The 696-nt window shown below is 70.1% G+C and carries 1 protein-coding gene and 1 pseudogene; both read right to left on the reverse strand.

All coding sequences use genetic code 11. The features are described from left to right. The coding region (locus JMF90_RS39320; RefSeq protein ID WP_201326576.1) for a nucleotidyltransferase domain-containing protein at positions 1-435 on the reverse strand (435 nt) is incomplete at its 3' end. Positions 436-481: 46 nt separating this feature from the next. Beyond that, positions 482-696, reverse strand: a pseudogene (locus JMF90_RS39325) (type I methionyl aminopeptidase); the annotation flags it as partial.

The raw sequence follows: 696 nt of genomic DNA on the forward strand, positions 1-696 counted from the left end.
GACGATGCGGCGCGCTTCCAGCAGCGAGGTCTGCACCGTGACGTCCTGCGACGCCTCCTCGATGCACTGCGCGACCGTGCGCACGCTGCTGCCGATCTCGAGGCCGAGATCCCACGCCATCCCGATGAACCGCTCGATGCGCGCGTCGAGCGCCGCGTCGTGCGCATCCGGTAGCAGCACGAGGATGTCGACGTCGGAATAGGGCGCGAGCTCGCCGCGCCCGTAGCCGCCGACGGCGACGAGCGCGAGCGTCGCGGGCAGTCCGCATTCGTCCCACACGCGCTTCAATGCATCGTCGGTGAGTTTCGACAGCGCGTGCATCAGCGACGCGACGTTCGCCGCGTGACGAAAGCGCTCCAGCATCTCCGTCTTGGCGGCCTTGAATTCGGCGCGCCGCGACAGCGCTTCGGGCGAGGGGGCAGCGTGAGCGCTCATGGGCGGCCGTTCAGGTGCGGGGTGGGGCGGGCTGGCGCGACGGCGCTCAGACGGCGGCGGCCGATTGCGCGAACACGGGGCGCGCCGGCGTGCCGGCCGACACGGTCAGCACCTCGTAGCCGGTTTCGGTGACGAGCACCGTGTGCTCCCATTGCGCGGACAGGCTGCGGTCGCGCGTCTTGACCGTCCACTGGTCGGGCATCGTGCGGATGTCGCGCTTGCCGGCGTTGATCATCGGCTCGATCGTGAAGATCATCCCGG

The organism is Burkholderia sp. E168m23, assembly GCF_016586125.1.
Classification (GTDB): domain Bacteria; phylum Pseudomonadota; class Gammaproteobacteria; order Burkholderiales; family Burkholderiaceae; genus Burkholderia; species Burkholderia orbicola.